General features: G+C 43.5%; 21 protein-coding genes, 1 pseudogene and 1 riboswitch. Of the genes and pseudogenes, 6 read left to right on the plus strand and 16 right to left on the minus strand.

The annotated features are described in order from the left end of the window. Positions 1-48: 48 nt before the first annotated feature. The 11 genes from SORDD15_RS07835 to uvrA form a co-directional block, all read right to left on the minus strand. The gene (locus SORDD15_RS07835; RefSeq protein WP_061416119.1) at positions 49-1,200 is read right to left on the minus strand and encodes an iron-containing alcohol dehydrogenase; all 1,152 of its coding nucleotides are present in this window, start codon (positions 1,198-1,200) and stop codon (positions 49-51) included. Positions 1,201-1,385: 185 nt separating this feature from the next. After that, entirely contained in the window at positions 1,386-1,844 is a 459-nt protein-coding gene (locus tag SORDD15_RS07840) for an SP_0198 family lipoprotein (protein ID WP_061416120.1), read from the minus strand. 87 nt (positions 1,845-1,931) lie between these two features. Continuing rightward, the gene (locus tag SORDD15_RS07845) at positions 1,932-3,182 is read right to left on the minus strand and encodes a bifunctional folylpolyglutamate synthase/dihydrofolate synthase (protein ID WP_061416122.1); all 1,251 of its coding nucleotides are present in this window, start codon (positions 3,180-3,182) and stop codon (positions 1,932-1,934) included. 206 nt (positions 3,183-3,388) lie between these two features. Next, on the minus strand, positions 3,389-3,694 hold the full coding sequence (locus SORDD15_RS07850) for a DUF1292 domain-containing protein (protein WP_000017624.1): 306 nt from the start codon (positions 3,692-3,694) through the stop codon (positions 3,389-3,391). Positions 3,695-3,709: 15 nt separating this feature from the next. Beyond that, positions 3,710-4,129 (minus strand): Holliday junction resolvase RuvX, encoded by a 420-nt coding sequence (gene ruvX, locus SORDD15_RS07855; protein ID WP_002876031.1) that lies wholly within the window; start codon positions 4,127-4,129, stop codon positions 3,710-3,712. 3 nt (positions 4,130-4,132) lie between these two features. Continuing rightward, the gene (locus tag SORDD15_RS07860) at positions 4,133-4,399 is read right to left on the minus strand and encodes an IreB family regulatory phosphoprotein (RefSeq protein WP_000507059.1); all 267 of its coding nucleotides are present in this window, start codon (positions 4,397-4,399) and stop codon (positions 4,133-4,135) included. Between the two features lie 86 nt (positions 4,400-4,485). Then, complete coding sequence (locus SORDD15_RS07865) at positions 4,486-5,055, minus strand: SP0191 family lipoprotein (RefSeq protein ID WP_061416124.1); 570 nt, start codon at positions 5,053-5,055, stop codon at positions 4,486-4,488. A 66-nt stretch (positions 5,056-5,121) separates the two neighbouring features. After that, a complete protein-coding gene (gene spx, locus SORDD15_RS07870; protein WP_000591165.1) occupies positions 5,122-5,520 on the minus strand; it encodes a transcriptional regulator Spx in 399 nt (132 codons plus the stop codon). 134 nt (positions 5,521-5,654) lie between these two features. Then, on the minus strand, positions 5,655-8,315 hold the full coding sequence (gene mgtA, locus SORDD15_RS07875) for a magnesium-translocating P-type ATPase (RefSeq protein ID WP_061416126.1): 2,661 nt from the start codon (positions 8,313-8,315) through the stop codon (positions 5,655-5,657). A 195-nt stretch (positions 8,316-8,510) separates the two neighbouring features. Further along, positions 8,511-8,662: riboswitch (M-box (ykoK) riboswitch) on the minus strand. Positions 8,663-8,717: 55 nt separating this feature from the next. Beyond that, positions 8,718-9,779 carry a M24 family metallopeptidase gene (locus SORDD15_RS07880; protein ID WP_061416127.1) on the minus strand — a complete coding sequence of 354 codons (1,062 nt, stop codon included), beginning with the start codon at positions 9,777-9,779 and terminating at the stop codon, positions 8,718-8,720. After that, entirely contained in the window at positions 9,772-12,603 is a 2,832-nt protein-coding gene (uvrA, locus tag SORDD15_RS07885; RefSeq protein ID WP_061416128.1) for an excinuclease ABC subunit UvrA, read from the minus strand. The genes SORDD15_RS07880 and uvrA overlap by 8 nt, the downstream gene beginning before the upstream one ends. Before the next feature lie 131 nt (positions 12,604-12,734). Between uvrA and SORDD15_RS07890 the strand changes: the two genes are divergently transcribed. The 4 genes from SORDD15_RS07890 (at position 12,735) to SORDD15_RS07905 (ending at position 15,930) form a co-directional block, all read left to right on the plus strand. Then, positions 12,735-13,679 (plus strand): magnesium transporter CorA family protein, encoded by a 945-nt coding sequence (locus tag SORDD15_RS07890; protein WP_061416130.1) that lies wholly within the window; start codon positions 12,735-12,737, stop codon positions 13,677-13,679. Between the two features lie 11 nt (positions 13,680-13,690). Beyond that, positions 13,691-14,368: a DUF1129 domain-containing protein gene (locus SORDD15_RS07895; protein WP_061416132.1), complete on the plus strand. Its 678-nt coding sequence runs from the start codon at positions 13,691-13,693 to the stop codon at positions 14,366-14,368. A 15-nt stretch (positions 14,369-14,383) separates the two neighbouring features. Next, on the plus strand, positions 14,384-14,731 hold the full coding sequence (locus tag SORDD15_RS07900) for a hypothetical protein (protein ID WP_061416133.1): 348 nt from the start codon (positions 14,384-14,386) through the stop codon (positions 14,729-14,731). Positions 14,732-14,892: 161 nt separating this feature from the next. Further along, a complete protein-coding gene (locus SORDD15_RS07905; RefSeq protein WP_061416135.1) occupies positions 14,893-15,930 on the plus strand; it encodes a S66 family peptidase in 1,038 nt (345 codons plus the stop codon). A 42-nt stretch (positions 15,931-15,972) separates the two neighbouring features. Here the strand turns inward: SORDD15_RS07905 and SORDD15_RS07910 are convergent. From SORDD15_RS07910 to mutL, 4 genes and pseudogenes are all read right to left on the minus strand, one after another. After that, positions 15,973-16,646, minus strand: a pseudogene (locus tag SORDD15_RS07910) (CPBP family intramembrane glutamic endopeptidase). Further along, positions 16,636-17,208 (minus strand): DNA-3-methyladenine glycosylase I, encoded by a 573-nt coding sequence (locus tag SORDD15_RS07915; RefSeq protein ID WP_061416137.1) that lies wholly within the window; start codon positions 17,206-17,208, stop codon positions 16,636-16,638. The pseudogene SORDD15_RS07910 and the gene SORDD15_RS07915 overlap by 11 nt, the downstream one beginning before the upstream one ends. A gap of 11 nt (positions 17,209-17,219) precedes the next feature. Continuing rightward, on the minus strand, positions 17,220-17,813 hold the full coding sequence (ruvA, locus tag SORDD15_RS07920) for a Holliday junction branch migration protein RuvA (RefSeq protein ID WP_061416138.1): 594 nt from the start codon (positions 17,811-17,813) through the stop codon (positions 17,220-17,222). Positions 17,814-17,825: 12 nt separating this feature from the next. Then, positions 17,826-19,778 (minus strand): DNA mismatch repair endonuclease MutL, encoded by a 1,953-nt coding sequence (mutL, locus tag SORDD15_RS07925; protein WP_061416140.1) that lies wholly within the window; start codon positions 19,776-19,778, stop codon positions 17,826-17,828. A 313-nt stretch (positions 19,779-20,091) separates the two neighbouring features. Here mutL and SORDD15_RS07930 point away from each other — a divergent pair, with 313 nt between their 5' ends. Together SORDD15_RS07930 and SORDD15_RS07935 are read left to right on the plus strand one after the other, a co-directional pair. Continuing rightward, positions 20,092-20,532, plus strand: a complete 441-nt coding sequence (locus SORDD15_RS07930; protein WP_061416142.1) for a LytTR family DNA-binding domain-containing protein — start codon at positions 20,092-20,094, stop codon at positions 20,530-20,532. After that, positions 20,529-20,987, plus strand: coding sequence for a DUF3021 domain-containing protein (locus tag SORDD15_RS07935; RefSeq protein ID WP_061416144.1), 459 nt, complete (start codon positions 20,529-20,531; stop codon positions 20,985-20,987). The genes SORDD15_RS07930 and SORDD15_RS07935 overlap by 4 nt, the downstream gene beginning before the upstream one ends. A 42-nt stretch (positions 20,988-21,029) precedes the next feature. Here the strand turns inward: SORDD15_RS07935 and mutS are convergent, their stop codons facing one another. Further along, entirely contained in the window at positions 21,030-23,564 is a 2,535-nt protein-coding gene (gene mutS, locus SORDD15_RS07940) for a DNA mismatch repair protein MutS (RefSeq protein ID WP_061416146.1), read from the minus strand. Positions 23,565-23,577: the final 13 nt, after the last annotated feature.

The following is a 23,577-nucleotide window of genomic DNA, read 5'->3' on the forward strand; positions in this document are numbered from 1 at the left end:
GCATTATTTGTATTTTGAAGAATAAGTCCCTTCCACTCTACTTGATTTTTAGAAAAGTTCTTTGTAGAGAGCAATGGTTTCTTCTAAAGTTGGCATAAATGGATTTCCAGGTGCGCAGGCATCAATCAAGGCATTCTTAGAAAGGTAGTCAAAGTCAAAGTCTTTTTCTTGGATACCGAGTTCAGTGAGTTTCTTCGGAATTCCTACCGTTTCAGACAATTTTTCAATCTCAGCGATAGCATAGGCAGCACATTCTTGGTCTGTTTTCCCTTCAACATGGAGTCCCAAGGCCTTGGCTACATTGCGGAAAGCTTCTGGTACACGCTTGGCATTTTCACGTTCTACAACTGGGAGAAGCATGGCACAGCAGACACCATGTGGCAAGTTATATACCGCACCGAGTTGGTGAGCCATTGAATGAACATAACCCAAACCAGCATTGTTAAAGCTCATACCACCGAGGAAGATGGCATTGACCATACCCTCACGCGCTTCAATATCTTGGCCATTTGCCACAGCACGAGGAAGATACTCCTTGATGAGTTCAATCGCTCCGATAGAGAGTTTCTTAGTCACATTATAAGCACCTGGTGTTACCAAGGCTTCGACAGCGTGAGTAAGAGCATCCATGCCTGTCGCAGCTGTCAAGCCTTTCGGTTTTGAAAGCATGAGTTCTGGATCATTGACAGAGATAAGGGCGAGGCTGTTCTTATCAACCATTACCATCTTGACCTTGCGTTCTTCGTCAGTAATGACATAGTTAATGGTGATTTCTGCAGAAGTTCCAGCTGTTGTATTGATCGCAACCACTGGTAAGCCTTTTTTAGCAGACTTGTGAAGACCTTCGTAGTCCTGTGGTTTTCCACCATTTGTAGCGATGATAGAGATACAGCTAGCCGCATCCTGAGGAGATCCTCCTCCAAGACTGATGATGAAGTCACATCCATGCTCTTTCAGGGCAGCCACTCCGTCTGTAACGTTCTTGCAAGTCGGATTTGGCTCCACATCGCTAAAGATCACATATTCTATCCCTTCAGCATCTAGTGGTTTTAGGATCTTAGGTAAAATATCACTTCCCTCAATGAACTTGTCTGTCACCAAAAGAGCCTTCTTATACCCCAGTTCCTTGATATACGGACCTACTTCATTTACAACACCTTTACCAATAAGGTTAACTGATGGAACGTAAAATGTAGCCATATGTGTTTCCTCCTGCGCCTCTGCGCTATTTGATTATTCACTATAAGTATACGACCTTATAAGAAGTTTTACAAAGATTTGTAAGCGTTTTAAGTAAAAAGTTAGTAAAGAACCGCCAGCCTTTTTTTCAAGAAAAAAAGCTCCAAAAAGATAGCTTTCATCTCATTGGAACTTTTACTTAATCATTATTGCTTCGTTAAGACTACTCGGTCAGATGCCTCTCGGTCCATATCATCGATAATCATTTGATTACCATTAACCGCGTAAATTTTAACATCATCTCCGATAATGACACGTTGATTTTCTGGCTCAAAGGTGACTTGCTTGATTTCCTTATCTCCATCTGGTTCGACCTCAGTCCATGTACCAGTTTCGCCTGTTACAACAAGAGTGATCTGGTCGTTCTCATCTTTTCCAGTATAGGTACCATCAATATTAGTCGGTTGAGCTGCCGCAGTAGTGTCCTGGCTTGAGGACGCCTGTGGTTGACTAGCACTGGTAGCAGCACTAGAAGATGATTCTTGTTGAGTAGATGATTGTTGAGCAGATGACTGGGTAGATGCTTGTTCCTTAGGTCCACAAGCTGCTAAAAGACTAAGAATTGCTAAAGAAGCAATAGAAAGTGTGAATGTTTTCGTTTTCATAGCGACTTCCTTTCTTTTGTGCTAATGTATTTCTGAAATCGTTTTCGAGTTGTCCTATCCCCAGTATAGCAACTTAAGTCTAGAAGGTCAACTAATCTCATGATTTCCCACCAAACCCGCTCGTACTTCCGAGATAAAATAAAGAGAGCCCGTCACGAAAAGCAAGTCCTGATTGTTAGCATTTTCTTCAAATTCGCTGATAAAATCACGATAAGAGTCAACCAGTTTATAACCAGAAACATCGCTTTCTTCTAGAGATCCTTGGTAGTCAAAGCCTGTTACCTTGACTTCCACCTCTGGCAAAGCATCCGTTAAATAACCTAGCATCCCTTGATAATCCTTACGTTTAAGGGCGCCAAAAAGGATGCGGACCTGATAACCTTGCTGGATTTCCCCCTGGATAAACTCGACCAAACGAGTTAAAGCTGGAAGATTGTGAGCCCCATCTAGGTAAATCTGCGGGCGAATCCGTTCTAATCGACCTGCCCAGTGTGTCTCCTTCAAAGCCTGTCTGACAAGCTCTTCTTCGACATCTTCCTCTCTTGACGTCATAAACAGAAGAAAAGTTTGTAAAGCCAAGGAAGCATTTTCTTGCTGATAAGCACCTTCCAAACTGATGTCAAGTTGGGAACAGCTTGCTAGACTACTTGAAAAATCCGCAGCAGTCAAGGTGAAGTCTCGCCCAGCTTGATAAAGATCCACACCTAACTCTCTAGCTGTATTTTGGCAGACAAGCTCAGCTGCTGGAGCGAGCTTAGCAATGACCGCCTTCCTGCCAGCCTTGAAAATACCAGCTTTCTGCTCGGCTATTTCCTCCAGACTATCGCCCAAGGTCTCCTGATGATCTAGCCCAATGGAAGTAATAACTGCAATCTCTCCTGTTACGACATTAGTCGTGTCAAGCAAACCACCAATCCCCACCTCTAGCAGGACTAGATCCACTCCCTGCTCTTTAAAGTAAAGCAAGGCAATCAAGGTCAACAACTCAAAGAAAGACAATTGATCGTGTGTCTCTAAAAGAGTTTTCTCCATCTCCTTGACTTGGTTGGCTATACGGACAAAGTCTTCCTCTGCGATTGGTTGCCCATTAATACAGATTCGATCATGGATGCTGATGATATGAGGAGAGGTAAAAGTACCAACTTTTTTACCATGAGAAACAAACAACTCCCTCATGAAGGCAATAGTTGACCCTTTACCGTTAGTCCCTGTTACGTGGATAATAGGATAAGTCCTCTCTGGATTCCCCAGCAAATCCACTGCTCGCTGCATTCGTCCAAGTCCAGATCTAAAATTTAAACCAATCCGACTATGAAGCCATTCTTCTACTTCAAACATACATGTCTCCTTAACAAAAGTCCAATCAACTACAGCATCAAAGTATGATTACAAATAAAAAACGAGGTCGGGACTAAAATCCCAACCTCTTACCTGGTTAGCTAATCACTAGCTACTATGAATTTCAACGTGGGCTAAAAACGTCCCCCGGATATTCCTGCGTTTCTAATTTCTGGCGCAGGGCTAAAAACATCCACTGGATGTTTTTACTCCTCCATAAAACTGTTGAAGACTTCTTCAATCATGTTCCATTCATCTTCTGAGTCTTCTGGGATTGGTTGCAATTCGCCTTCTGTTCCGTCTTCATTTTCGATGAATGAGTAAGCTTGGATTTCAACTTCACCGTTTTCATCTTCTTCTGCGTTAACTGGCACTAGCAGAACATAGTTTTTACCAAATTCTTCTTTTCCGTCGATGGTCAAAAGAATTTCAAACAAGGTTTCATTTCCTTGCTCATCTACTAGTGTAATCAATTCACGTTCTTCGTGGTCATGGTTGTGATCGTGTGACATAGTTTCTCCTCTGTCTTAAAATTTTCTATCTAAATAATTTTGCAAAATCAGCTGAGCAGCCAACTTATCAATAACTTTCTTGCGTTTGTTACGGCTGATATCTGCTTGTTCAATCAACATACGTTCCGCAGCGACCGTTGTCAAACGCTCATCCTGATAGTCCACTGGCAAACCAAAGAGTTCTTCTAGCTTGGCACCATAGGCTTGACTGGCTTCTACTCGCGGACCGCTGGTATTGTTCATGTTTTTTGGCAAACCTACTACAAAGCGTTCTACCTTATAGCTGTCAACCAATTCCTTGATACGGTCAAAACCAAACTGGCCTTGATCCTCATTGATTTGGATGATTTCAAGTCCCTGAGCGGTGAAGCCTAGGGGATCGCTAATAGCCACCCCTACTGTTTTTGAACCGACGTCCAATCCCATAATTCTCATAGATTATAGATCGACTCCTTGTCCTTTAAGGTAGTAGCGTACCAGTTCTTCAACAATTTCATCACGCTCATACTTACGGATTTGATTTCGTGCATTGTTGTAACGAGGAACGTAGGCAGGGTCTCCACTCAAGACATATCCAACGATTTGATTAATCGGATTGTAGCCCTTGTCATTCAAAGAAGCATAAACATCTGTCAACGTTTCACTAATCTCTTTCTTATTGGAATCATCCAATTTAAACCGTACAGTTTCTTCAGTAAATCCCATTCTAACACCCTCTTTCCTTAGAATAGTACTATTATAGCACATTCCCTGACGTTCTACAAATAAGTCAGTCTATTTATTTGGATTTTCTATTGTTCTGTCGCCCCATTTGCCACTCTATCTGCAATATATTGGCCAGGTTCGTTTTTTAAGAGATTTTCAAGACCGATATTTTTTAAATATTCTAGCTGAGATGCCTTTTTGACATCCAATACTTGAAAATCATAAGTCGTTGTAGTCTGGATTTCTGTCTCGCTGAGTAGCTTGGTTTCCAGTGTAAATCCTGCTAGTTTGCGCGCCTCTTGGATGGTCTCATCCTTCTCTTCCGCTTCTAGAAGCGCTTTTTGCGTCTCCTCTAGGCCATTTTCAGAGATAAAGGTCTTGAGTTCATCCCCGACAGGTCGTTTTTGCTGGATGGTCAAGGTCAAAAATTGATTGCCTTTATAAGTAATGGTCTGAATCTGCTGCGTTCCATTTTCTGACTTCGGCATCAATAAGGTCTTGGTGACAACCGTATTCTTTTCGGCATTGTCCAAAACGGGAAGGTTTGATTGGATGGGGTCAGATGCTGTTGTAGAAGCAGCAGGAGTTTCCTTTTTTTGCCCACATCCCGCAAGCAAAAAGAGGAGAGCAAAACTAGCAATTAGTAACTTTTTCATAATTCCTCACATGATTTTAAAACAAAAGAGCAAACAAGGCTAGGAGTCACTCCTAGCCTTGATGTTTTATAGAGCTGCACGTAGACGTGCTTCTGCATTTTCTACATTACGGACAGAGCGTGGCAAGAAGGCACGGATATCATCTTCTTTATAGCCGACTTGTAGGCGCTTCTCGTCAACGAGAATCGGACTCTTTAAGATCCGTGGTGTTTCCATGATTAAGTTTAGCACTTCATTGACACTCAAATCCTCGATGTCAACTCCAAGTGCCTTAGCGTAGCGGTTTTTTGACGAAACGATACTGGCAATTCCATTATCTGTTTTCGTGAGAATATCTAATAACTCTTCTCTTGTAATTCCTTCTTTACCGAGATTTTGTTCTTTATAACTTAACTGGTGGGCATTGAGCCAGGTTTTCGCTTTTTTACAGCTAGTACAACTTGAGACTGTATAAATTTTGATCATGTACCTACCCCTTTCGCTACATGTTACTATCAGTTTAGTCTATTATACCATAAAAAACATCCGACTTGCGACCTATTTTTTAAAAAAATTAACTTTTTTCGCGATTTTCGTACTTTTTTCTTGACAAAATCAATTTATAACCAACTTTTAAATTTTTTGATATACAATCGTTTCACAACTGTAACACTTATCATATAGAGAACAATAATCAAAAGCAAAAAGAGGAAATAAATTGGTTCCAAAGGGGTTAAATGAAGCAGGCTAGCAATTGAAGAGTAGGGAAGGAAGGTCACAAAACTAGCTGCTAGCAAGGTTGTTCCAAGAACAAACCATGATGGACGACTTTGTAAGAAAGGAAGTTTTGCTGAACGAAGCATATGGATAACCATGGTTTGGGACCACATGGATTCAATGAACCAACCTGTCTGGAACAGGATGATAAAGCCCGTTGCAGACTCTGCTCCGTGAACATAGGCTTGGCCTGTCGCCATTGGCACAATGACAAAATAGAGCAAAATAAAGGTCAAAATATCGAAAACCGAAGAAATCGGACCCATCCAAATCATAAAGCGAGTAATAGACTTAGCTTCCCACTTATGAGGATGCTTCAAAAAGTCTTCATCCACATTATCAAAAGGAAGAGCAACACAAGAAAGGTCGTAGACGAGGTTTAACACAATCAAGTGAATCGGAGCCATAGGAAGGAAAGGTAAAAAGATACCAGACACTAACAGAGAGAAAATGTTCCCGAAATTAGAGCTGACCGTCATCTTGATGTATTTGGTCATGTTGGCATAGACTTTGCGTCCTTCAACCAGCCCTTTTTCAAGCACCATCAAATCCTTATCTAGCAAAATGACATCAGCCGTTTCTTTGGCAATATCTACTGCTGTATCAACAGAAATCCCCACATCTGCTACTTTCATAGAAGGGGCATCATTGATCCCATCTCCCATATAACCGACACAATGTCCATTCGATTTGATTTGTAAAATGATTCGTGCTTTTTGATCCGGAGAGAGTTTGGCAAAGACCGTCACCTTCTCAACGGCTTGGGTCAACTCTTCGTCCGTCATGGCATCAATATCAGAACCCAACAAGATTTGATCAACGTCTAGACCAACTTTTTCACAAACTGCTTGGGTTACCTTCTCATTATCCCCCGTCAAGATCTTTGTTTGAACACCGTGTTCTAACAAAGCTTGGATAGCAGGGGCTGCAGATGGTTTTGGTGGATCTAGGAAGGCAAGATAGCCTGTTAGAATCATTTCCTTTTCATCTTCAACTGAGTAAGCAAAACCTTCTTTTAGACCTGTTTTATAGGCGACTCCCAAGACTCGTAAGCCCTGTTGATTGAGTTGGTCCACTTCTTTTAAGATTTCCACTCGGATATCATCCGTCAGAGGGCTAATCTGACCTTGATATTCCACATGGGTTGAAATTGCAAGCATTTCCTCTAGGGCACCCTTGGTTACCAAACTAACAACTTCGTTTTCATCCTTGACGATGACACTCATCCGTCTGCGTTCAAAATCAAAGGGCAATTCATCTATTTTTTGGAAGCTAGTATCCAAATTTTGTAGAATAGCGTGTTCTTTAGCTTCTTTTTCAGTTCTACTGATAATGGCACGGTCCATCAAGTTTTTCAAACCGGTTTGAAAATAGGAATTGAGGTAGGCTCGTCTCAACACAGATAAATCCAAATCTCCATGTATATCCAAAGGATATTCAAGGACAATTTCGTCTTGAGTAAGGGTTCCGGTTTTATCCGTGCATAGGATATCAATAGCACCTAGGTCCTGTATGGCATTGAGTTTCTTGATAACCACTTTTTCCTTGGCCATGATAATAGAACCCTTTGCTAGACTGGCCGTGATGATCATAGGAAGCATCTCAGGTGTCAATCCAACACCAACACTCAGTGCAAACACACCTGCTTCCAACCAGTCGCCATCTGTTAAACCATTGGACAAGAAAACAATAGGCACCATGACTAACATCAAACGGATTAAGAGCCAAGAGATGCTATTCATCTCCCGTTCAAAAGAGGTCGGTTCGTCATAGGTATTGAGAGTCTGCTCGATTTCTCCCATCATGGTATCATCACCGACCGCTAGAATCAAAGCCTTGGCACTTCCTGATATCACATTGGTTCCCATAAAGGCGAGCGCTTCTGCTTCTAGCAGACTATCAAAGTTTGACTGACTCATTTTTGACAAAGCCAATTTTTCAACTGAGTCACTTTCACCTGTCAAACCAGACTGTTGGACAAAGAAATCACGTGATTCAGTCAAAAGGAGGTCTGCTGGTATCATATCCCCAGCACTTAACTTGACTATATCTCCAACGACCAAATTTTCAATTGCGACCTCTAAACTCTGGCCTTCGCGAATAACTGTGGCTGTATTCACAATCATTTTTGATAGATTGGTCGCAGCCTTGTCACTCCGCAGTTCTTGGACAAAGCGTATGCCACCAGAGATTAGAACGAGAATGACGATGATGATAGAGGTCGTCGGATCTTCTTGTCCAGGCTTTGCCAACCAGACATTGGTCACCATGGAGATCATAGCGATGACCAGGAGGATGATTGTAAATGGATTGATAATAGATTCGTAAATCTTTTTGAGGATACTGTCTTCTTGACCCTTGGTAATGGTGTTTTCGCCATATAGGTCACGATTTTTCTCCACCTGCTCCTCAGTCAAACCTGTTAGACTTGTCTTATAAAAAGATAGAGTTTCGTTTAAAGGTGCGCGAATAGCTGTTGCTAATCTTTCTTTTGTAGTTTTCATTGGTTTCTCCTATCTGTATGAATGATGTGTTTCATACACAGAGACCAATCACTTTATAAGGGCAGAACGACACAAATCAGCGATTGGCTGTGTATGTGCGGTTCTGGATGATCGTCAATTTGCATCGTTTGTCTCCTTTCCTTGTTCTAAAACAGTAGAAAATCCCACCATAAAATGGCAGGATTAAAAAACTAATTATCTGTTTTTTCGTTCAAGCTTTAACTCCATAGGGCGATGTAATGAGCTTAGTCTTGGCCTTCGCGACCAGGACTGTTGACCAACGAGTAGTGTCTCCACTGCTTTGCGGTAGTCATCCGTATCCCTATGGTAGCCTCACCTACCGTTTTCGTCTTTCAGTATAAACCTTTAAAATATAAAAGTCAATGATTTATCATAATTTTCTTAAATAACAATTAATTCCTTCGGCGCTAGAGTCAACAATTCGCAACCGTTATCTGTAATTAAGATATCATCTTCAATACGAACGCCGTATTTTCCTTCAATATAAATGCCTGGTTCATCAGTCAAGACCATACCAGATTTAATGACTTCTTTCGAAGTTTGGCTAAAGTAAGGTTCTTCGTGAATATCCAGTCCGATACCGTGTCCAATACCGTGAGTAAAGTAGTCGCCATAGCCTGCCTCGATAATAATATCACGAGGAATTTTGTCAAAGTCGCGGAAACCTAATCCTGCCTTAGCTTGATCAATCAGAGCTTGGTTGGCTTTCAGAACTGTATTGTAGATCTCTGCCTGCTCGTCACTGACATGACCTAGATAAATGGTACGTGTCATGTCACTGACATAGTGGTCGTAGAGACAGCCGAAGTCCATGGTAATGGCTTCGCCAAACTCTACTGGTTTGTGCATTGGATGAGCGTGGGGCTTAGAAGAGTTGATGCCACTTGCTAAAATGGTATCAAAAGACAAGCCTGCCGCTCCTAACTCCCGCATGCGGAAATCAAGGAAGTTGGCAATTTCGATCTCAGTTTTTCCTGGTTTGATAAAGTCAAGCGCATCACGAAAAGCTTGGTCTGAGATAGAACATGCCTTACGAATAGTCGCAATCTCTTTCTCATCTTTAATCATACGAAGTGCTTCAACAAACTGAGTCTGTGGAAGCAAGTCGATCCCTGCAAAGGCTGCCTGCATACGGTGATAATAAGAGACCGAAATCTCGTCCTCAAAACCGATTCGAGACAAGCCCATATCCTTAACAATGCCTGCAATAACAGCCAATTCATCGCGATCAGCCACAATCTCAAAACCTGTCACTTCTTGCTTAGCTGCAATGATATAGCGAGAGTCTGTCACCAAAATCTGACGGTCACGGCTGATAAAGACTGTCCCATTTGAACCCCAAAAACCAGTCAGGTAATAGACGTTTTTAAGGTTGTTTATGATGATGCCATCTAGTTCTTTTTCTTGCATTTTAGCTAGAAATGCTTGCACACGTTTATTCATGATGTAACTTTCCTTTCAAATAGTGTCCTGTGTAGCTGGCTTCATTGGCCGCTACTTCTTCTGGGGTTCCTGTTGCGATGATGGTTCCACCACCGACACCGCCCTCAGGTCCCAAATCAACAATATGGTCTGCTGTCTTGATGACATCCAGATTGTGCTCGATAACAAGGACGGTATTGCCATCGTCGACAAAGCGAGCCAAGACTTTAAGCAAGCGAGCGATATCCTCGGTATGAAGCCCTGTCGTCGGCTCATCCAGAATGTAGAAAGATTTTCCTGTCGAGCGTTTGTGGAGTTCACTAGCCAACTTCATACGCTGGGCTTCTCCCCCAGAAAGGGTGGTAGCTGGTTGCCCTAGCGTTACATAGCCCAGCCCCACATCCTTGATGGTCTGAAGTTTGCGTTGAATTTTTGGAATATGTTGGAAGAATTCCACCGCATCGTTGACGGTCATGTCCAAAACCTGCGAGATATTCTTTTCCTTATAGTGGACTTCTAGGGTTTCACTGTTATAGCGAGTCCCGTGGCAGACTTCACAAGCCACGTAAACATCTGGCAAGAAGTGCATCTCGATCTTGATAATCCCGTCACCTGAGCAGGCTTCACAACGGCCTCCCTTAACGTTGAAACTGAAGCGGCCCTTCTTATAGCCTCGAATCTTAGCTTCGTTTGTCTGAGCAAAGAGGTCACGTATATCGTCAAAAACTCCCGTATAGGTAGCCGGGTTGGACCTCGGCGTCCGTCCGATCGGGCTCTGGTCAATATCAATCAAGCGGTCTACATGCTCAATCCCTGTAATCGTCTTAAACTTACCAGGCTTGTCTGAATTGCGGTTGAGCTTCTGGGCAATGGCTTTTTTGAGGATACTGTTGATTAAGGTCGATTTCCCTGAACCTGACACCCCTGTCACTGCGATGAATTTTCCTAGTGGGAAACGAGCGGTAATATTTTGCAAGTTGTTCTCACGCGCTCCTGTCACTTCGATAAAGCGACCATTTCCGGAACGACGCTCTGCTGGCACTGGAATGGCACGTTTCCCTGACAAATATTGACCTGTGATAGACTTGCTGTTGCGAGCCACCTGCTTGGGCGTTCCTGCAGCGACAATCTCTCCACCAAAAACACCAGCACCCGGACCAACGTCAATCAGATAATCCGCCTCGCGCATGGTATCTTCGTCATGTTCTACCACGATGAGAGTATTGCCCAAGTCACGCATCTTTTTCAGACTAGCAATCAGGCGGTCATTATCCCTTTGGTGAAGGCCAATCGACGGCTCATCCAGGATATAGAGGACACCTGATAGGTTAGACCCAATCTGAGTTGCCAAGCGAATACGCTGACTCTCTCCACCTGAAAGGGTTCCTGCCGAACGTGACAGCGTCAGATAGTTGAGTCCCACATTATTGAGGAAGGTCAAGCGATCCTTGATTTCCTTGAGAATAGGACGGGCAATGATGGCTTCATTTTCAGACAAGGTCAACTGACTCACCAACTCCAAGTGGTCTGCGATAGACAGGTCTGAGATTTCACCGATATGCGGTCCTTGCTCGCCACCTACACGGACAGACAAGGCCTGATCATTGAGACGGTAACCGTGACAGGTTCCACAGGTCAGCTCATTCATGTAGAGGCGCATCTGGGTGCGCGTGTAATCACTGTTAGTCTCATGGTAACGACGCTTGATATTATTGACAACTCCTTCAAAAGGAATGTCGATATCACGCACACCACCAAATTCATTTTCATAGTGGAAATGGAATTCCTTGCCATCAGACCCGTAGAGAATCAAGTTCTTGTCTTCTTCTGACAAGTCCTCAAAAGGCGTATCCATATCCACTCCAAAGGCTGTCATGGCCTGCTCTAGCATATTTGGATAGTAGTTGGATGAGATAGGATTCCAAGGTGCTAGGGCACCCTCACGCAAAGTTTTGCTGGTATCAGGAACCACCAAGTCAACATCTACCTCCAGCTTGATGCCCAAACCATCACACTCGCTACAAGAACCAAAAGGAGCATTGAAGGAGAAGAGACGCGGTTCTAACTCTGGAACAGTAAAGCCACAAACTGGACAGGCATAATGCTCAGAGAAGAGCAGCTCAGAATCGTCCATAGTGTCGATAATCACATAACCTTCTGCGATACGAAGAGCAGCCTCAATAGAATCAAAGAGACGGCTACGAATGCCCTCCTTGATGACAATACGGTCAACCACGACATCAATATTGTGTTGCTTGCTCTTGGACAACTCTGGCACTTCGGTCACATCATAGACCTCCCCATCCACTCGGACGCGGACATAACCGTCTTTCTGAACCTTTTCAATGACACTCTTATGTTGGCCTTTTTTCTTACGAATGACAGGAGCTAAAATTTGCAGGCGCTGGCGTTCTGGCAATTCCAAGACCTTATCCACGATTTGCTCTACAGAAGAAGCCTTGATAGCCCCGTGCCCGTTGATACAGTAAGGCGTCCCCACACGTGCGTAGAGGAGACGCAGATAATCATTGATTTCAGTCGTGGTTCCCACGGTCGAACGAGGGTTTTTGCTGGTGGTTTTCTGGTCGATGGAAATAGCTGGACTGAGACCATCAATAGCATCTACATCTGGCTTCTCCATGTTGCCTAAAAACTGACGAGCATAGGCTGATAAACTCTCTACATAGCGACGTTGGCCCTCAGCATAGAGGGTATCAAAAGCCAGACTGGATTTCCCAGACCCTGACAAACCAGTCACGACAACCAGCTTGTCTCTTGGAATCTCCACATCAATATTTTTTAAGTTATGGGCACGCGCCCCATGAATCACAATTTTATCTTGCATCTTTGTTCTTTCTAGTCCATTATTGCTTTCCATTATACCAAAAAATGTGAAATTCTATTACCAAAAAAACTGATTTTGTAGTATAATAGTACGGTGTGAAAAAATCCAAATACTAATGAAAGGATAGGGATATGAAACAAGTCTTTCTCTCAACAACAACGGAATTTAAAGAGATTGATACACTCGAACCGGGCACTTGGATCAATCTCGTCAATCCTACACAAAACGAATCACTGGAAATCGCTAATACCTTTGACATTGACATCGCAGACCTACGAGCACCACTCGATGCGGAAGAAATGTCCCGTATTACCATCGAAGATGAGTATACTTTGATCATCGTGGACGTGCCGGTCACAGAGGAAAGAAATAACCGCACCTACTACGTAACCATCCCACTTGGTATTATCATCACCGAGGAAACCATTATCACTACGTGTTTGGAACCTCTACCAGTCCTTGATGTCTTTATCAACCGTCGATTACGTAATTTTTATACGTTCATGCGTTCCCGTTTTATCTTTCAGATTCTCTATCGCAATGCAGAGCTTTACCTAACAGCCCTTCGTTCGATTGACCGTAAGAGTGAACAAATCGAAAGCCAACTGCATCAGTCAACTCGTAATGAAGAATTGATTGAGCTCATGGAATTGGAAAAAACCATCGTCTATTTCAAAGCATCCCTCAAAACAAATGAGCGCGTGATTAAGAAATTGACTAGCGCAACTAGCAATATCAAGAAATACCTTGAGGACGAAGACCTGCTCGAAGATACCTTGATTGAAACCCAACAGGCCATCGAGATGGCAGATATCTATGGAAACGTCCTTCACTCTATGACAGAGACCTTTGCCTCTATCATTTCCAACAACCAGAACAACATCATGAAAACCTTGGCCCTTGTGACCATTGTCATGTCTATCCCAACCATGGTCTTTTCTGCCTACGGGATGAACTTTAAGGATAATGAAATCCCCCTAAACGGCGAACCACATGCCTTCTGGTTAATCGTCTTTATCGCCTTTGCTATGAGTGTCTCGCTCACTCTCTATCTCATCCATAAAAAATGGTTCTAAGAGGAATCCCTATGTCTCAGATTGATCTACAAAAATTAACCAAGAAAAACCAAGAATTTATCCACATCGCTACCCAACAATTCATCAAAGATGGGAAAACAGACGCTGAAATCAAGGCTATTTTTGAGGAAATCATTCCCCAAATCCTTGAAGAGCAAGCCAAAGGAACGACAGCTCGTTCCCTCTATGGCGCACCAACCCACTGGGCTCATAGCTTCACTGTCAAGGAGCAATATGAAAAAGAGCATCCAAAAGAAAATGAGGATCCAAAACTCATGATTATGGACTCAGCTCTTTTTATCACCAGCCTCTTTGCATTGGTTAGCGCTCTGACTACCTTCTTCTCTACAGATCAGGCTATTGGCTATGGGGTGATTACCCTCTTGTTGGTTGGACTTGTAGGAGGACTTGCCTTCTACTTGATGTACTACTTTGTCTACCAGTATTATGGACCAGACACAGACCGTAGTCAACGTCCTCCTTTCTGGAAATCAATCCTCGTTATCCTAGCCTCTATGGTCCTTTGGCTGGTTGTCTTCTTTGCAACAAGCTTCCTACCAGCCAGCCTCAATCCAGTCCTTGCTCCATTGCCTTTGGCTATCCTAGGAGCTGCCCTTCTCGCCCTTCGCTTCTATCTCAAGAAACGCTTCAATATTCGAAGCGCAAGCGCGGGCCCATCACGTTATTAAGAAAAGTGAACAGCTATGGCATATAGTCAATCTTTAGCTCAGCAGATTCGAAAAATTCTAGCACTCAAACTTCCTCCCCAAATTTTCGAAGAAGAGTTAGAAGAAAAGAAACTATTTGGTGGCCTGGCCTTTATGATTCGTAGGAAAATGGTCCTTACAGTCAGTTCCAGAAAGGACGAGCTGGTTATGGTGAGAATTGGCAAAGAAATGGAAAAGCAAGTTCTCCCCCGAACAGGAGCTCATACTACATTGATGAGAGAACACCTTTATCATGGCTACATAGACCTAGATATAGAAGGTCAAAAAGAACTGCCTTACTGGATTGATTTAGCCCTCTCCTATAATCAAGAGTTGACCAAGTAACTCATATCCAGCGAGATTAGAAAAACGAAAAGCAACTGCATAGGCGGTTGCTTTTTCACTTGCTTTCTTGAGATTCAATAGCACTTCTGAGTCTAATTCCTATAGTTTTCTCTCATCTTTTGTGATAAAATAGGCTCAATCCATTTCTAGGAGGATGAGTTATGGTTTCTACTATTGGTATTGTTAGTTTGTCTAGCGGTGTTATCGGAGAGGACTTTGTCAAACACGAAGTCGACTTGGGTCTCCAACGTCTCAAGGATTTGGGACTCAATCCGATCTTTTTGCCCCATTCACTAAAGGGCTTAGACTTTATCAAGGACCATCCTGAGGCACGTGCAGAAGATTTGATGCAGGCCTTTTCGGACGATAGCATCGACATGATCCTATGCGCCATCGGTGGGGATGATACCTATCGCTTGTTGCCCTACCTTTTTGAAAATGACCAACTAGAAAAAATTATCAAACAAAAGATTTTTCTTGGCTTCTCGGATACCACTATGAACCACCTTATGTTGCACAAACTAGGGATCAAGACTTTTTATGGGCAATCCTTTCTAGCAGACATTTGTGAATTGGACAAGGAGATGTTGCCCTATAGTCTCCACTACTTTAAAGAATTGATCGAGACAGGAAAAATCTCAGAAATTCGCCCTAGTGACGTTTGGTATGTGGAACGAACTGACTTCAGTCCCAAGGCTGTAGGAACACCTCGTGTCAGTCATGCAAATACCGGTTTTGACTTGTTACAAGGAAATGCTCAGTTTGAGGGAGAAATTCTCGGTGGTTGCCTTGGGTCTCTCTATGATATCTTTGACAATTCTCGATACGCAGACAGCACGGAGCTCTGCCAAAAATACAAACTTTTCCCTGACTTGTCAGACTGGGAAGGAAAGATTCTCTTGTTAGAAACAAGCGAAGAAAAGCCTGATCTGGAAGACTTCAAAAAGATATTGCAGACTTTGAAAGAAACTGGGGTATTTGAGGTCATCAGTGGACTCTTGGTCGGAAAGCCAATGGATGAAACCTTCTATGACGATTATAAAGAGGCACTATTAGATATCATTGACAGCAATATCCCGATTGTCTATAATCTGAATGTCGGCCACGCAACTCCAAGAGCCATTGTTCCCTTTGGCGTTCACGCCTATGTAGATGCACAGGAGCAAGTCATTCGCTTTGACTATAACAAAGAAAGCTGAGATGAATTTCTCAGCTTTTTCTCTTGTATAACTACTAAAATGTCACATACTACTGATAACTAAAATGATGAAAGAAAGGCTATTCCCTAACATATGAACAACTAGAGGATAGTAAATATTTTCTTTTCCTTTCACATAAATAATAGACAAGGCGATGCCTCCACCTAGATAACCGACTGCACTGACCCACTCTGATAAAGCCAAACTGTGCATATGAGTCAGAGCAAAAACAAGTCCTACCAGAAGAATGCTTAACCAACTTGACAGACTTTTCTGCAAGTGATGTAACAAGAGCTGACGGAAAAAGAGTTCTTCCATAAAAGGTCCGATGACACAAGCAAAAACAGCTATCAGTAATGGTTGCTCTTGAAAGGTACTTTGAATATTCGACTGGTTTAGACCTTGTCCGTCTAGCCCCAAAAACTGTCTCAATATTCCCGAGATAAAGCCAAAGAAAACAGTCATCAGAATGAGAAATAGCCATCCTGTTAAGACGCCAAATAAGAATTTTCTCTTAGTTTTTCTAATCTCATTCCATTGTTGGATTAATCTATCCTTAAATAAAAAGAACCATACAGAGCTAATACTACATAAACTAGATAATTCGCAATTGAAGATGACATCAAGGAGGCTAACCATTTAACACCGTCAAAAACAAAGAGAGCCGTGTAGAGGATTGTAAAAATAAGGATTCCCTTATGTTTATTAGACATTATCTATCTCCCCCTTCCACTCACAATCATTCTCGTGGTCATCAACCAGGCCTGAAGCCTGAAGAAAAGATAAGACAGCAACTGGGCCTGTGAACTTGAAGCCTCGTTTTTTTAGATCTTTGGCTACTTTTTCAGACAAAGGCGTTTTAGCTGGAGCTTGGCGGTAATCGGGAACATCATTAACAATAGTTTTCCCCTCAACAAAAGACCAAAGATAGGCATCAAAAGAACCATATTCTATCTGTAGTCTTAAAAATTCTTGGGCGTTGGCACGTGTCGCAAAGAGCTTAGCACGATTTCGGATGATGGCTGGATTATCTAACAAAGCTTCCAACTCCCCATCTGTCATTTCCGCGACCGCCTGAATTTGATAGCCATGAAATGCTTCTCGGAAGGCTTGGCGTTTGTTTAGTACCGTTTCCCAAGAAAGCCCAGCCTGATAGGTTTCCATACAAAGAAGTTCAAATAACTTTTGATCGTCATGAAGAGGTTGCCCCCACTCTTCGTCATGGTAGGCAATATAAAGGGGATTGGTCATCTTGACCCAGCCACAGCGGGTTTTCATAGTATATTCTCCTATTTCACCAGCATCTTGAGAGCTGACTTGATATAGTTCTCTGCTGTATCCGTCGTTCCTTCAAAGAATTTCTTGATTTTCTTGAGCTCAGTTGCCTTGTAGCCCAATGCCAACATAGCTTCCATAGCTTCTTCCAGTTCTTGGTTTTCAGCGCTGGTTTGCACTGCCACCTTGGCAGGAAGATCATCACTAGCCACGACTACCTTGCCTTCCAAGTCTAGCACCATCTGCTGGGCTGTTTTCTTGCCAATCTTTGGAAACTTGGTCAAGTAAGTGATGTTCTTGGTCTCAATCGCTTGAACCAGACCAGCATTATCATCGGCAGCGATAATAGCAAGAGCTGATACAGGACCAATCCCTGAGACCGAGATCAGACTAAGAAAGAGTTTCTTCTCATCTTCTGAGCGAAAACCATAGAGCAGATGTGCGTCCTCACGGACAACTTGGTGCACATAAATTTGAGTTTCTTGATTGGCCTGACCTGAGTAAGCATAGGGATTGGCTACATGCAAGATATAACCGATACCATTCGCCTCTAGGACGATGTATTTGGCAGTGATTTTAGTAATGATTCCTTTTAAATATTCGTACATAGGATTCCTTTTCTATTCGTACTTGCCTAGTTCCCTGAGGCTGGTGTGATTTTCCTGAATGCGACGGAACATCTTTTCCATATCCGACTTGGTGAAATGCACCAAAACAGGACGTCCATGGGGACAGTTATAGGGATTGTCACATTGAGAGAGCTGATAAAGGAGCTGTCTGGCTGAGTGGTCATCGATACGATGGTTGGCCTTGATAGACCGCTTGCAGGACATCATGATAGCCAGCTCTGCTCGGTATTTCTTGATCGAAACTTCCTTAGTCAAAAGGAGCATATCACACATTTCATAGATACCAGACTCGATTTCTTCCTCTGCCATCCAAATAGGATGTTCACGTAGGATAAATTGATTTTCTCCGTACTCTGCTAGAAAGACGCCCACTTCCTCTAAGAGAGGCATTCTTTCCCTGAGACGAAGGGCATCATCTGCAGGAAATTCAAAGATGTAAGGTACTAGGAGTTGTTGCTGGCTCTGATCAACATTGCCAATGCTTTCACGATATTCCTCATACTTGACCCGCTCCTGGGCCGCGTGCTGGTCGATGATGTAGAGTCCATCTCGCCCTTGGGCAAAAAGATAGGTTCCGTGCATTTGTCCGAAAAACTCCAACTCTGGGAAGCTGGATGCTTCTTCTCGTTCCAGCTTGTCATAAGCCTTATCGAGACTAGCTAGGTCTAACTCTGGATGATCTAATTGATCATAGTTAGCTGGCTTTCTCTCTGCAAAATGCAGTTTTGCTGGCTTGGTCAGCTGGTCTAAGGTTTCCTTGGCAAACAGGGTCAAGTCCTGTCCTTCATCAGTCAATTCTACCTGATGATCAGCCACCTCAGCTTGACTAGGTTTTGAGAGTTCTGTTTTTTCATAGTAAAGCGTATTTTCTTTGAGTGGGAGAATGGTCTGCTCTACCTTTTGACGATTGCGCACGGTCGACTTGGCAAGATTTTCCAAGGCATCAGGGATCAAGGCTTGTTCCTTGAGACTATTTGCAATAGCTTCTGAAACCAGCGCCATTAGCTCTCTTTCCTTAGAAATTCGCACCTCTTGCTTGGTTGGATGGACATTGACATCAGCCAGATAAGGATCGATATGGATGTGAATGACAGCCAGTGGAAAACGCCCCACCATGAGCTTGCTACCATAACCATCAAGAATAGCACGGTTGAGCAAGAAGTTCTTGATATAACGGCCATTGATGAAGAGGCTGATATAGTTGCGGTTTGCTCGGGTTAACTCAGGCAAGGACACAAAACCTGTAATTTCGAAATCTAGGTCAGAATTCTCAATTTCAATCATCTTCTTGGCACTCGCCAAACCGTAAATCCCTGCGATGGCTTGGCGTAGTTGACCAGTCCCTGCTGTCCGCGTCATTTCCTTGCCATCACTGATTAAACTAAAGGAAATCTCAGGATGGGCCAAGCCCAGACGGTTGACAATATCAATGATGTGAGACAACTCCGCTTGCTGGCTCTTCATATACTTGAGGCGGGCAGGGGTATTGAAAAAGAGGTCCTCCACACAAACCTTGGTTCCTACAGGACTAGTCGCTGGGATGACTTCCTCAACTTCACCTCCACGCGCAACGAGCTTAGTCCCATGACTCGCACCATCCACCGCTGTCAACAGAGTCAGCACACTAACAGAAGCGATAGAGGGCAGGGCTTCACCACGAAAACCAAGCGTCCGAATCCGAAAGAGGTCTGCTTGATTTTTTATCTTACTGGTCGCATGACGACGCAAGGCCAATTCCACCTCATCGTGGGCAATTCCATGACCATTATCGGTGATTTGAATTTTCTTGAGACCGGCTTCCTCAATCTCAATGATAATCTGACTAGAGCCCGCGTCAATGGCATTTTCTACCAACTCTTTGACCACACTGGCAGGACGTTCGATAACCTCCCCTGCCGCAATCTGGTTTGCCAACACTTCTGGTAATTCAATAATATGAGACATCTTTCAGCCCCTTTCTGTATCTATTTTCCTAGAAATTGATTAGTGCTATTATACCATATTTCAGATGTTACCAGAAAAAGCAAATACCACATAGACTCCAAATCTCTCCACATAGACAAAAGCTCTTGCCATGGGTCGTAAAATAGTGGTATACTCAATAAAAATCAAAGAGCAAACTAGAAAGCTAGGCGCAGACAGTACTTTAGTACGGCAAGACGACGCTGACGTGGTTTGAATTTGATTTTTGAAGAGTATTAATAAAGGTGTACAGGAAGTGAGATTAACCTTGTATAACTGAAAAGGAGAGAAATTTATGAAAGTAGAACTACAGATTAAGGAGACCTACAAGGAAGAAAAGCTGATTGTTCAAGCACCTAAATCAACCGAGAAAGTCCTGAAAGTCATCGAGTTCGCTGAAAATCTTGACCAAAAAGAAACAATCAAAGGAAAGATTGAAGATCAGGTCTATCTAGTTGAAATTGGCAAGATTCAGCGCTTCTATATAGAGAATCGAAAGGTTCTAGCAGAAACTGCATCTCAGACCTACAGCATTTATTTGCGACTCTATCAGGTTCTTGAAATTCTGCCGACCACTTTTATCCAAATTTCCCAATCTGAAATCGTCAATATCGACTCGATCTCTCATCTCAAGCTCACGCCCAACGGTCTGGTTGAAATTTTCTTAAAAAACGAAAGCTTCACCTACTCTTCACGCCGTTACCTAAAAACCATCAAGGAGAAATTAGAACTATGAAAAAACAAATCTTTCACGATGCAGCCGCTGGTGTACTTATCGGCCTCATCCTCTCTATCCTCTTTTCACTCATTTATGCACCAAATACCTATGCGCCACTGAGTCCCGAGTCTCTGATCGGCCAAGCGATGGTTCAACATCAAGTTCACGGTGCCCTGGTCTTGCTCTACTGCACGATCATCTGGTCAGCTATTGGCGTTCTCTTTAGCTTTGGTGGTCGTTTATTCAGCCGTGACTGGAGCCTGCTCCGTGCCACACTTTCCCATTTCTTCCTCATGCTGGCTGGCTTTGTTCCACTAGCAACTCTGGCTGGTTGGTTCCCCTTCCACTGGACCTTCTATCTCCAGCTCATTCCAGAGTTTGCAATCGTCTACCTCATCATCTGGGTTATTCTCTATAAAAGAGAAGCAAAAAAAGTAGACCACATCAATCAACTCTTGGCTCATAAAAAGTAATAGAGAAAAATCCCACTCACAAATGCATGAGTGGGACCCTTTTTATAATTTTTGTTTGAGCTCAACCAAGACATTCATAGCCTGCATAGGTGTTATGTTGTAAATATCCAATTTAGCTAATTCTGCTAGAATAGGATGCTCTGCAGGCGCATCAAAGAGTGACATCTGCTCTGTGACAGCACTTGTTTCTCTCATGGGAGCAGGGCTTTCCGTCCCTTGATTCTCCAGTTGAATCAATATCTTATCCGCCCTTGCTAACAGTTCTGCTGGTAAGCCAGCAATCTTAGCAACGTGGATACCATAGGATTTGTCAGCTGCTCCTGGTTCGATCTTGTGAAGGAAGGTGACCTGCCCATCCTGCTCCAAGGTTGCCACGTGGACATTGATCAAGTGTTCCAAACTGGACTCCAGACTAGTCAACTCATGGTAGTGGGTCGCAAAGAGGGTCTTGGCTCCGATATGTTCATGAATGTATTCGATGATGGACTGGGCAAGAGCCATCCCATCATAAGTCGCAGTTCCTCGACCTAACTCATCAAAGAGAATGAGTGAGTCCTTGGTCGCATGCGAAATGGCATTATTGGCCTCCATCATCTCTACCATAAAGGTTGATTGACCTGAAACCAAGTCATCTGCTGCTCCGATACGGGTAAAGATAGCATCGAAGATTGGCAAATGGGCGCTTTCTGCCGGAACATAAGAACCCAGCTGGGCCATAACCGCCGTCATGGCTAACTGGCGCATGTAGGTAGACTTCCCACTCATGTTTGGTCCTGTAATCAGTTGAATACTGGTATCTTCTGCCATCTGAATGGTATTAGGAATATAGGTCTGAGCCCCCATAACCTTTTCAACGACAGCATGGCGTCCCTTTTGGATATCGATTTGTGAATTGTCTCCAAACTCCGGTCGAATCAAATGCTGGGTTTCAGCCACAACTGCCAGACTTTGCAAGACATCAACCGTTGCAATTCCTTGGGCTAGAGCCTGCAAACGCTGGATGTACTTGCTGACTTCCTCACGGATGCGCATAAAGATTTCATATTCTAGGTTGGCTGACTTTTCACGCGCCTCCAGCATATCTCCCTCGATACGGGCTAATTCTTCGGTACCAAAGCGTTCTGAGTTTTTCAGCGTTGCCTTGCGGAAAAAGTGGGCTGGAACATTTCCCAGCTGCGAATTGGTCACATGGAAATAGTAACCGTCCTTTTTATTGTAGTCAATCTTGAGCGTACTGATGCCAGAGTTTTCTCTCTCCTTAGCTTCAATCTCAGCAATCCAGCTAGTCCCTTCTCTGAGCACACGACGGTACTTGTCTAAGGTCTCATCAAATCCCGTACGGATAATGCCACCTTCCGTAATCACGTGAGGAGCTTCAGGAGCAATGGCAGCACTAATCAAGCTCTCCAACTCAGGGATGGCATCTAACTGTTCGATAAGATAGGCTAGGGCAGGTTGCTCCATGCCTTCTAAAATCGCACGAATCCGTGGTACACTGGATAAGGTGGTCGCCAATTGCAAGAGATCCTTGGGATTGGTCTTGCCAAAAGAAACCCGACTAGCCAAGCGTTCGATGTCATAAACACCCTTGAGACTGTCTGTCAAATCGCTGCGCTCAAAGAAGTGGTCAAGAAAGACCTGCACCACCTCTTGACGCTGGACGATTCGCTCCTTATCAATCAAAGGACGATGAATCCAAGAACGCAAGAGCCGCATGCCCATAGCCGTCTTGGTTTCATCCAAAAGCCAGAAAAGACTCCCCTGCTTCTTACCTGAACGAGCATTCTCAACCAAATCCAGACTAGCCTTGGTCGCATAGTCCATCTGTAAGAAATCTTTGATTTCATAGCGGATAACTGGTTTGAGGTGGTTCAATTCCCGCATCTGAGTCCGGTGAACATACTGGAGGAGCTTACTAGCTGCTGCTTGCTCCACAGCTGCCAGTCGTGGATCCAGTAAATGAATATCCTCAAAGCCTTCTTTCTCATAGGAAAGTACCAGATTCATCTGACGGCTGAGGATTTGTTTTTCTTCCTCAGACAAGTCATAACCCAGCACCACTTCTCGAGCCTTGAGATTGCGAATTTCCCCACAAACCAACGTGAAATCCAATAGCCCCGTCACATAGAAATCACCTGTCACCAGATCCATATAAGCCAGACCAAATTGATTGCCATCACGATCTAAGGCAACCAAGAAATTATTCTGACTGTCCGGCTTACTGCTATCGACTACTGTCCCGGGTGTAATAACCTGAACAACCTCGCGCTTGACAACACCAACCGCTTGTTTGGGATCTTCCATCTGTTCTGCAATGGCAACTTTATAGCCCTGTTCAATCAGAACATCGATATACTGTTGGGCAGAATGATAGGGAACGCCTGCCATGGGTATCGGATTTTCCGCATTTTTATTCCGACTCGTTAAGGAAATTTCTAAAATTTGCGCCGCATTAATTGCATCTTCATAGAACAACTCGTAAAAATCACCCATTCGAAAAAGCAAAAAAGCATCTGGGTATTGTTTCTTAATATCCACATACTGTTGCATGCCGGGTGATAGTTTTTCTGTTGCCATTTTCCGTCTCTCC

Origin of the sequence: Streptococcus oralis (assembly GCF_001578935.1) — a bacterium.
Taxonomy (GTDB): Bacteria; Bacillota; Bacilli; order Lactobacillales; family Streptococcaceae; genus Streptococcus; species Streptococcus oralis_R.

Coding starts and splice junctions, on each gene's coding strand:
- SORDD15_RS07835 (WP_061416119.1), bottom strand. CDS start 1,200: ATGGCTACATTTTACGTTCCATCAGTTAACCTTATTGGTAAAGGTGTT.
- SORDD15_RS07840 (WP_061416120.1), bottom strand. CDS start 1,844: ATGAAAACGAAAACATTCACACTTTCTATTGCTTCTTTAGCAATTCTT.
- SORDD15_RS07845 (WP_061416122.1), bottom strand. CDS start 3,182: ATGTTTGAAGTAGAAGAATGGCTTCATAGTCGGATTGGTTTAAATTTT.
- SORDD15_RS07850 (WP_000017624.1), bottom strand. CDS start 3,694: ATGTCACACGATCACAACCATGACCACGAAGAACGTGAATTGATTACA.
- ruvX (WP_002876031.1), bottom strand. CDS start 4,129: ATGAGAATTATGGGATTGGACGTCGGTTCAAAAACAGTAGGGGTGGCT.
- SORDD15_RS07860 (WP_000507059.1), bottom strand. CDS start 4,399: ATGGGATTTACTGAAGAAACTGTACGGTTTAAATTGGATGATTCCAAT.
- SORDD15_RS07865 (WP_061416124.1), bottom strand. CDS start 5,055: ATGAAAAAGTTACTAATTGCTAGTTTTGCTCTCCTCTTTTTGCTTGCG.
- spx (WP_000591165.1), bottom strand. CDS start 5,520: ATGATCAAAATTTATACAGTCTCAAGTTGTACTAGCTGTAAAAAAGCG.
- mgtA (WP_061416126.1), bottom strand. CDS start 8,315: ATGAAAACTACAAAAGAAAGATTAGCAACAGCTATTCGCGCACCTTTA.
- SORDD15_RS07880 (WP_061416127.1), bottom strand. CDS start 9,779: ATGAATAAACGTGTGCAAGCATTTCTAGCTAAAATGCAAGAAAAAGAA.
- uvrA (WP_061416128.1), bottom strand. CDS start 12,603: ATGCAAGATAAAATTGTGATTCATGGGGCGCGTGCCCATAACTTAAAA.
- SORDD15_RS07890 (WP_061416130.1), top strand. CDS start 12,735: ATGAAACAAGTCTTTCTCTCAACAACAACGGAATTTAAAGAGATTGAT.
- SORDD15_RS07895 (WP_061416132.1), top strand. CDS start 13,691: ATGTCTCAGATTGATCTACAAAAATTAACCAAGAAAAACCAAGAATTT.
- SORDD15_RS07900 (WP_061416133.1), top strand. CDS start 14,384: ATGGCATATAGTCAATCTTTAGCTCAGCAGATTCGAAAAATTCTAGCA.
- SORDD15_RS07905 (WP_061416135.1), top strand. CDS start 14,893: ATGGTTTCTACTATTGGTATTGTTAGTTTGTCTAGCGGTGTTATCGGA.
- SORDD15_RS07915 (WP_061416137.1), bottom strand. CDS start 17,208: ATGAAAACCCGCTGTGGCTGGGTCAAGATGACCAATCCCCTTTATATT.
- ruvA (WP_061416138.1), bottom strand. CDS start 17,813: ATGTACGAATATTTAAAAGGAATCATTACTAAAATCACTGCCAAATAC.
- mutL (WP_061416140.1), bottom strand. CDS start 19,778: ATGTCTCATATTATTGAATTACCAGAAGTGTTGGCAAACCAGATTGCG.
- SORDD15_RS07930 (WP_061416142.1), top strand. CDS start 20,092: ATGAAAGTAGAACTACAGATTAAGGAGACCTACAAGGAAGAAAAGCTG.
- SORDD15_RS07935 (WP_061416144.1), top strand. CDS start 20,529: ATGAAAAAACAAATCTTTCACGATGCAGCCGCTGGTGTACTTATCGGC.
- mutS (WP_061416146.1), bottom strand. CDS start 23,564: ATGGCAACAGAAAAACTATCACCCGGCATGCAACAGTATGTGGATATT.